Raw genomic sequence first — 8,156 nt, forward strand, 5'->3', positions numbered from 1 at the left:
TCGCGCCTATGATATTGCGCGGTTAAAACCGCACTTCCAAAAACAAAAATAGATCAATTAATTTTGCGGATTGGTATTACTGATAAGGAGATTTATGCCAACAGCTTTTGAGGGGGGAGTCTTTAAGGGGATTAAAAAGGTTTGCAATCATATTTGATTTACAATTCTAGCTAGCAGAAGAATATCCAGTTTATTTTATGCAAAGAAAAAAATAAAAGGCATAGAATTTAAAACTCTATGCCTGTGATTTTAAATCATAACAAAAGTACTGATTAAACCGATCAAACCACCAAATACTCCTCCCCAAACAACTAACCAACCAAGATGTTTTTTAATCATTGCTTGAATAATTTGTTTAACTAATAACGGGGTTAATTCATTTAAACGTTGTTCAATGATCTGCTCAATTTTTGCTAAGATATCGTGCATCATATCTGGTTGCTCAATCTCATCTTTTAAAAGAGCAATAAATTTTTCATCTTCTGTTAAATCGATAATTGATTTTTTCATATGTTTAATAAACGGTTCACGCAGCGGTGTTAATGCTTCCTCGCCGCCAAACATGCCTAACATGCCGCCGAATGAAGACTCCATAATCACTGTAACTAAACCGTCATAGGTCGGGTTAAGATCTACTTTTTCGATAACTGGTTGTAAATTAAGATGCGTCGGTGAAAGGGAACCGGCACTTAAAAATCGATCTACATTTTCAAGGGTAAAAAACTGATCCATCATTAATGAGCGAATGCCTTTTTTAAACTCTTCAAAATGTGCAGGTACAACACCAGAGCCATATAAAAGCGGCACTTTTTCAAATAACATAAATACCGCTAACCAGTTCGTTAACGCACCGGAAAGTGCAAATAAACCAACCATAGTTAAAATAGCTGCATATTCACTTTCACCTAATAGTAAACCCACTATCAAAATGACAGTTGCGACTAAATTGGTAATAAAACTTTTATTCATTATCTTTCCTGTTCGAGTTTCAATTTCTGAACCTATTTCTAGGGTACAAAAAAAATCCAGTAGCTAAGTAAATGGCTACTGGATTTTAATTTGTGAAGAATAGCTTGCAATTAACCGTTAGCAGTTTCTTCACGCAGTTTTAAACTACGTAATGCTTTATCTAAAACGCCATTTACAAATTTGTAAGACTCGTCTGTTGCAAAATCTTTAGCCAACTCAATCGCTTCGTTTAATACCACTTTATGCGGTACATCAGTACGGTAAGTTAACTCGAACATTGCAATACGTAATACCGCAAGATCAACCATATCCACATCACCGATTTTACGAGAAAGATATGGAGACAGATTTTCATCTAAAGACTCAACTCGATGAACAACACCCGTTAATAACTCTTTAAAGTATGGAACATCTGTTTTTGACAAATCTTGATCAACACTGAATTGATCAATAATTTGACCAACATTTAGTTGAGTAATTTGCCATTGGTAAACCGCTTGTACTGCAAATTGACGAGCGCGACGGCGCTCTGCAGGTTTCATTTTCATTATCCTAATTCCGCCATTACATTAACCATTTCTAAAGCACTTAAAGCAGCTTCGCTACCTTTATTGCCCATTTTAGTGCCTGCACGTTCGATTGCCTGATCGATTGAATCCGTTGTTAATACACCAAATGCTACTGGTGTATCAAAATCCATTGAGACTTGTGCAAGACCTTTATTACATTCATTAGCAACAAATTCAAAATGTGGTGTACCACCACGAATAACTGTACCTAATGCGATAATTGCATCGTATTTTTTAGATGCTGCAACACGTTTAGCTGCAAGTGGAAGTTCAACAGCACCAGGTACACGAACCACAGTGATATTATCGTCTTCAACCTGACCTGTACGTTTAAGGGTATCAATTGCGCCCGCTAATAACTGCTCATTGATAAAGCTGTTAAAACGAGAGATTACGATTGCGATTTTCGCTTGTGGAGCAGCTAAGCCACCTTCAATTATTTTCATTTTCTACCCTTATTGCAAATTTTTGTGCATTCTAACACATTTTATTTCTATGCCTAACATTGATTACTCAGTGATGTAATCAACGACTTCCAGTCCAAAACCACCTAATGCGTGATATTTTTTCTCAGAGCTTAAAAGTGCCATCTTATGCACACCTAAATCACGCAAAATTTGCGAACCGACACCAACACGGCGGCTTGCCCCCTGCGGTTTAGATGAAACACGCTCTCCCGCGTCCTGTTTAGCGATATGTTTAACCTGTTCGATTAATGACTCCGCCGTTTCCTGATGACCTAACATCACCAGTATGCCGCCGTCTTTCGCTAAACGCTGCATTGCATTACTTAAAGGCCAAGTACGTGCACCTAAACGGTCTGAAAAGAAGTTATCGGTAAAAGTGTTCTGTAAATGCACTCGAACGTTAGTAGTCGCACCTTCTTTAATTTCGCCATTTACTAATGCAAAATGAACTTGTTTATCAATAGTGTCCTGGTATGCAACTAAATCAAACTCACCAAACTCAGTCGGTAATTTACAGCTGCTGACTCGCTCAATAGTCGTTTCATTGTTATTACGGTATTCAATTAAGTCGGCAACCGTACCCAGTTTTAGCCCATGTTTTTCAGCAAACAGTTCTAAATCAGCACGACGTGCCATAGTGCCATCATCATTTAAGATTTCAACAATTACCCCGGCTGGTTCACGCCCAGCTAAACGCGCTAAATCACAACCAGCTTCAGTATGACCAGCACGTGTTAATACACCGCCGGCCTGCGCTTTTAGCGGGAAGATATGACCAGGCATCACAATATCAGTTGGTTTGGCATCTTTGGCAATAGCAGCTTGTACCGTCACCGCACGATCGGCAGCAGAAATACCCGTAGTCACTCCCTCAGCAGCTTCAATAGAAACAGTAAAGTTTGTCGAGAAAGCGGCGGTATTATCATCAACCATTAATGGTAATTTAAGCTGTTCACAGCGTCCTTCTGTCAGCGTTAAACAGATTAGACCGCGGCCGTTAGTCGCCATAAAGTTAATCGCATCAGGTGTCACCAAATCGGCAGCCATGATCAGATCACCTTCGTTTTCACGATCCTCATCATCCATTAAAATAACCATTTTACCTAAACGGATATCTTCAATAATTTCAGCAGTAGTATTTAATTTCATGTTTGTCCCTATTCGGTTGCCAGGCTTAACCTAAGAACCCGCTACGAGCGAGCAGATCCATTGTTGATTTATTTTCTTGTTTTGTACTTTGTGAAGCTTTTTCGCCCAACATCAGACGCTCTAAATAACGCGATATCACATCCACTTCTAAATTGACCTGAGTAGCAACGGAATAATTAACCATATTAGTTTGTGCAATAGTATGCGGAATAATAGTTAATTTAAAAGAAGCGCCATCAATTTCATTAGTGGTCAGGCTGATGCCGTCAACAGTAATTGAACCTTTTTCAGCAATGTATTTAGCTAATTCGTTAGGTGCTTTAATCCAATATTCAAACGCATTGCCAAGCGGCGTAATCGAAGTAATTTCTCCCACTCCATCAACATGGCCACTGACAATATGCCCGCCAAAACGATCGTTCATCTGCATCGCTTTTTCTAAATTAATAGCAAAACCTGTTTTAATTTGTGCAAAACCACTGCGTTTTATGGTTTCATAAGAAACATCAGCATCAAAACCTCCATCACTTAATTTAGTCACGGTTAAACAAACACCGTTATTAGCGATGCTGTCACCTAACTTAACATCGCTTAAATCCAGCTCTCCTGAAGCAACGCTGATGGTCATATCTTTTTCATTGTGTTTAATTGCAGTGACATGACCCACTGCAGCTATGATGCCTGTAAACATATTAATCTCGATTACTTATAAGTCGAATATCGTCACCAATTAAAGCCATATTTTGTAACTTTAACTGCACAACTTCGTCCATTTTTGAAAAGTTAGGTAAGTTTACTAAGTTTCTCGCCTGATCGCCCATTAATTTTGGTGCCTGATACAGTATAAATTCATCAACTAATTGATTTTTAAAAAATTCACCAGAAAGTGTGGCACCAGCTTCTACCCAAAGGTCATTAATTTCATAGTCATTTAAGGAAGTTAACAACAGATTTAAATCAATGCGGCCATGACCATCATCGGCGCAGATAACCTGCTCGACATCAGCTTTAAACTGTTTATTTTGTAAATCAGCACGCGGTGAAAGCGCAACTAACAGCACTTTACCGGCAAGTGTAAACAGCTTCTCATTGAGGCTCAATTTATTGTGTGAATCTAAAACAATGCGAATCGGTTGACGAATTGCAGACTTTTCGATTTCATTCTTAAAATCAGTGCTTTGTTGTAATTCTTCATAACGAACATTGAGACTGGGATCATCTGCAATCACAGTACCGCTACCTGTTAAAATTGCACTTTGCATCGCTCGGTAATATTGCACATCAATCCGCGCTTTCGGGCCTGTGATCCACTGACTCTCACCATTTTTCAGTGCTGTTTTTCCATCCAGACTAGATGCTAACTTGACGGTTACACGCGGTTGCTTAACTTGCATACGCTTAATGAAACCACGATTTAATTTTAGGGCTTCATTTTCAAGCAATCCGATATCCACCTGAATGCCGGCTTCTTCTAATATGCTGATACCGCGACCTGCTACTTTAGGGTTGGGATCAACCATCGCAATCACCACTCGTTTAACCCCTGCTTCGGTTAATGCTAACGCACAAGGTGGTGTTCGACCGTAATAAGAACACGGCTCTAAAGTGACATAACAAGTAGCATTGATTGCTTTAGTTTGTGCAATGGCTAAGGCGTTAATTTCGGCATGGGGCAAGCCCGCTTTTTCATGAAAACCTTCGCCAACGATAATATCATTGCTTACAACCACACAACCAACATTGGGATTAGGGGAAGTAGTAAAGCGCCCTTTTTTAGCTAATTCGATGGCGCGGGACATGTAGTGCTTATCTAAATCTGAAAAGTGAGCAGCGTTCATCTATATTCCACATATAAAACCGACAAAAACACGGTTATTTTTCCAGTTTAGCAATCTCTTCACCAAACTCTTTTACATCTTCAAATGAGCGATACACAGAAGCAAAACGAATATATGCAATTTTATCTAAACTTCTCAGTAATTCCATCACTAATTCACCAACCATTTTCGATGGTACTTCACGTTCACCAGTTGCACGTAATGTAGATTTAAGTTTATTAACCGCACTTTCTATCGCTTCAATACTAACCGGTCTTTTCTCAAGTGCGCGATTAATTCCTACCAGCAATTTATCATCATTAAATGGCTCTCGGCGACCATCTGATTTAATTAAACGAGGCATAACAAGTTCAGCGACTTCAAAGGTGGTAAAACGCTCATGACATTCATTACAAGAACGGCGACGACGTACTTGAGAGCCTTCTGCAACTAATCGAGAGTCGATCACTTTCGTATCTTGTGCACTACAAAAAGGACAGTACATAATTTTTCACTCTTGTTGGGGATTAAATAGTTTGTTCTTAAATTTTTTATAGCTAGCTATATGGCAACTTTATAGCAAACACAATTAAATAGTCTGATTTATTATACCATCGTCATTAACCGGGTAGAGCTGTAAAGTTTTAACGGTTTACCTAAAATGTGAAATCGGAGTTCAGTCCGCCAAATTGTCTGTACGGCTAAAAAACGAGCGCAGAACAGCCAGCTCATAAACTTGAACTATCTTCAATTGGCATTATACCCAGTAGATACTTTACAAAGTAAAAAAAAAGCCGCAAATGCGACTTTTTTATTACGATGAGAAAACTAAAGTTTGTCTGCTGTGTCTGGTAAATTTTCTTCTACCAATTCTTTCAGTTTCTGTCCTGCTCGAAATGTAACAACCCGACGTGCGGCAATAGGAATATCTTCACCAGTTTTAGGGTTACGACCTGGACGTTCACCTTTATCTTTTAATTCAAAGCCACCAAAACCAGAGATTTTAACTGCCTCTCCACTTTCTAACGTTGCTTTAATTTCTTCAAAAAACGACTCAACAAACTCTTTTGCTTCTCGTTTGCTTAAACCAATTTTTTCGGATAAATGGTTCGCTATTTCAGCTTTAGTCAGTGCCATAAATTAATCTCTCAACGATGCATTAAACTCCAGAGAAACTGCTTCTACGATATTATTCACGCTCTCAGCAATCTCTTGTTCTTCCAGGGTACGAGTCGTATCTTGTAAGATTAAACCTATTGCTAAGCTCTTCTTACCTTCCTCAACACCTTGTCCTTGGTATACGTCAAATAAGTTTATGCCAACTAATTCAGTTCCGCCAATTTTTTCTATAAATTTTAAGACGTTACCTGCATTTAATTGTTCATCAACAACAAATGCCAGATCTCGGTGGTTAGCCGGGAACTTAGAGATATCGCCAGCCTGCGGTAATTTACGGGTGGTGATTTGATCTAATTCGATTTCAAATACAATCGCCGTACCGTTTAATGCAAAAGGTTTAGTCAGGCTTGGGTGCAATGTACCGATATAACCGATATTTTTACCATCACGGTAAATACCTGCAGACTGTCCAGGATGTAATGCACTATGTGTCTCAGCTTTAAATTCAAAGCTTGAGTCATCAACACAAAGATCTAATAGCGCTTCTAAATCTGCTTTTAGGTCAAAGAAATCAACATTTCGTGTTTCGATATTCCAATGTTCATCATTTAAATTACCAATGATAACACCCGATAACATCTCTTGTTGTGCAATACCATTCTCAGCATTTTCATCTTTAACAAAACGTAAACCCGTTTCGAATAAACGTACACGGTTTTGTTGACGTTTTTGGTTTTTAGAAACACTTTCTAATAAACCAGTCCATAAACTAACACGCATTGCTGACATATCTTTAGAGATAGGATGTGGCAGAATTAATGCGTCAGCTTGTGGATGTAATTTAAGCTGTTTATCTGGATCAACAAAGCTATAAGTAATCGCTTCCTGGTATTCACGATTCACTAATACGTCACGAATTCTAGACAGATTTAATGTTGCTTCATTATGAGCTGGCATAGTTAATGCGGCTTCTGGCGCAATATTGGGGATATTGTTGTAACCATAAACACGTGCCACTTCTTCGATTAGATCTTCTTCAATCTCCATATCAAAACGGTACGTCGGAGCAATAGCTGTCCACGCATCAGCAGTAGCAGTCACTTCACAGCCGAGCTGGGTAAGGATTTCTTCAACACGGTCAGAATCAATTGAAATACCGATTAAACGATCTAATTTACTACGGCGTAGCGTAATCGTTGCTTGAGCAGGTATATTTTCTTCACTTACCGCTTCAGTAATAGGACCAACACTGCCACCACAGATTTCAACAAGCAGTTGTGTTGCTCGTTCCATCGCTTTTGCTTGTAATACTGGATCTACACCACGTTCATAACGGTGAGATGCATCTGTATGCAGACCGTAAGCACGCGCACGACCAGCAATTGCAAGCGGAGCAAAGAACGCACTTTCCAGGAAAATGTCAGTTGTACCTGTTGCTACACCCGAATCTTGACCACCAAAAATACCAGCCATTGCTAGCGCTTTTTGTTGATCGGCAATCACTAATGTATCTTCGTTTAATTTAACTTCTTTACCATCTAATAAAGTTAATTTTTCATCTTGAGTTGCAAGACGAACTTCAATGCCACCTTCTAATTTATCTAAATCAAAAGCGTGCATCGGGTGACCAAACTCAAGCAGTACATACTGAGTAATATCTACAACCGCATCAACACTGCGCACACCACAACGACGTAATTTTTCAACCATCCATAATGGCGTTGTAGCATCCTGGTTGATACCACGGATAACACGGCCTAAGTAACGAGGACATGCAGTTGGTGCTTGCAGATTAATCGCAACTTGATCATCAATGCTTACCGCAACGTTTTCCCATGTTGGCTCAGTCACAGATACGCTGTTTAATACACCTACTTCACGAGCAAGGCCGGCAATACCGAAACAATCAGCACGGTTAGCCGTTAAATCAACATCAATAATTACATCATCAAGTTGTAAGTATTCACGAACACAGCTACCGATTGGCGCATCTGCAGGTAGTTCAATGATACCTTCTGCGCTTTCTGCCATGCCAAGCTCTGATTCACTACACAACATACCAAATG

At 39.3% G+C, this 8,156-nt stretch carries 9 protein-coding genes; all 9 read right to left on the reverse strand.

Features of this window, described 5'->3' with window-relative positions:
* Positions 1–249: 249 nt before the first annotated feature.
* On the reverse strand, positions 250–969 hold the full coding sequence (locus AC4GME_RS15445) for a DUF445 domain-containing protein (RefSeq protein ID WP_490379709.1): 720 nt from the start codon (positions 967–969) through the stop codon (positions 250–252).
* Positions 970–1,079: 110 nt separating this feature from the next.
* The gene (gene nusB, locus AC4GME_RS15450) at positions 1,080–1,511 is read right to left on the reverse strand and encodes a transcription antitermination factor NusB (protein ID WP_490379712.1); all 432 of its coding nucleotides are present in this window, start codon (positions 1,509–1,511) and stop codon (positions 1,080–1,082) included.
* 5 nt (positions 1,512–1,516) lie between these two features.
* Positions 1,517–1,984: a 6,7-dimethyl-8-ribityllumazine synthase gene (ribH, locus tag AC4GME_RS15455; RefSeq protein WP_490376299.1), complete on the reverse strand. Its 468-nt coding sequence runs from the start codon at positions 1,982–1,984 to the stop codon at positions 1,517–1,519.
* Between the two features lie 63 nt (positions 1,985–2,047).
* Positions 2,048–3,154 (reverse strand): bifunctional 3,4-dihydroxy-2-butanone-4-phosphate synthase/GTP cyclohydrolase II, encoded by a 1,107-nt coding sequence (gene ribBA, locus AC4GME_RS15460; protein WP_490376300.1) that lies wholly within the window; start codon positions 3,152–3,154, stop codon positions 2,048–2,050.
* 25 nt (positions 3,155–3,179) lie between these two features.
* Positions 3,180–3,845: a riboflavin synthase gene (locus tag AC4GME_RS15465; protein ID WP_490376301.1), complete on the reverse strand. Its 666-nt coding sequence runs from the start codon at positions 3,843–3,845 to the stop codon at positions 3,180–3,182.
* A gap of 1 nt (position 3,846) precedes the next feature.
* Entirely contained in the window at positions 3,847–4,992 is a 1,146-nt protein-coding gene (gene ribD / locus AC4GME_RS15470; protein ID WP_490379710.1) for a bifunctional diaminohydroxyphosphoribosylaminopyrimidine deaminase/5-amino-6-(5-phosphoribosylamino)uracil reductase RibD, read from the reverse strand.
* A 34-nt stretch (positions 4,993–5,026) separates the two neighbouring features.
* Entirely contained in the window at positions 5,027–5,476 is a 450-nt protein-coding gene (gene nrdR, locus AC4GME_RS15475; RefSeq protein WP_490376303.1) for a transcriptional regulator NrdR, read from the reverse strand.
* A 323-nt stretch (positions 5,477–5,799) separates the two neighbouring features.
* On the reverse strand, positions 5,800–6,108 hold the full coding sequence (locus AC4GME_RS15480; protein ID WP_490376304.1) for an integration host factor subunit alpha: 309 nt from the start codon (positions 6,106–6,108) through the stop codon (positions 5,800–5,802).
* Between the two features lie 3 nt (positions 6,109–6,111).
* A partial coding sequence (gene pheT, locus AC4GME_RS15485; protein ID WP_490379711.1) for a phenylalanine--tRNA ligase subunit beta occupies positions 6,112–8,156 on the reverse strand: 2,045 nt, incomplete at its 5' end.

The organism is Psychromonas sp. (genome assembly GCF_983033635.1).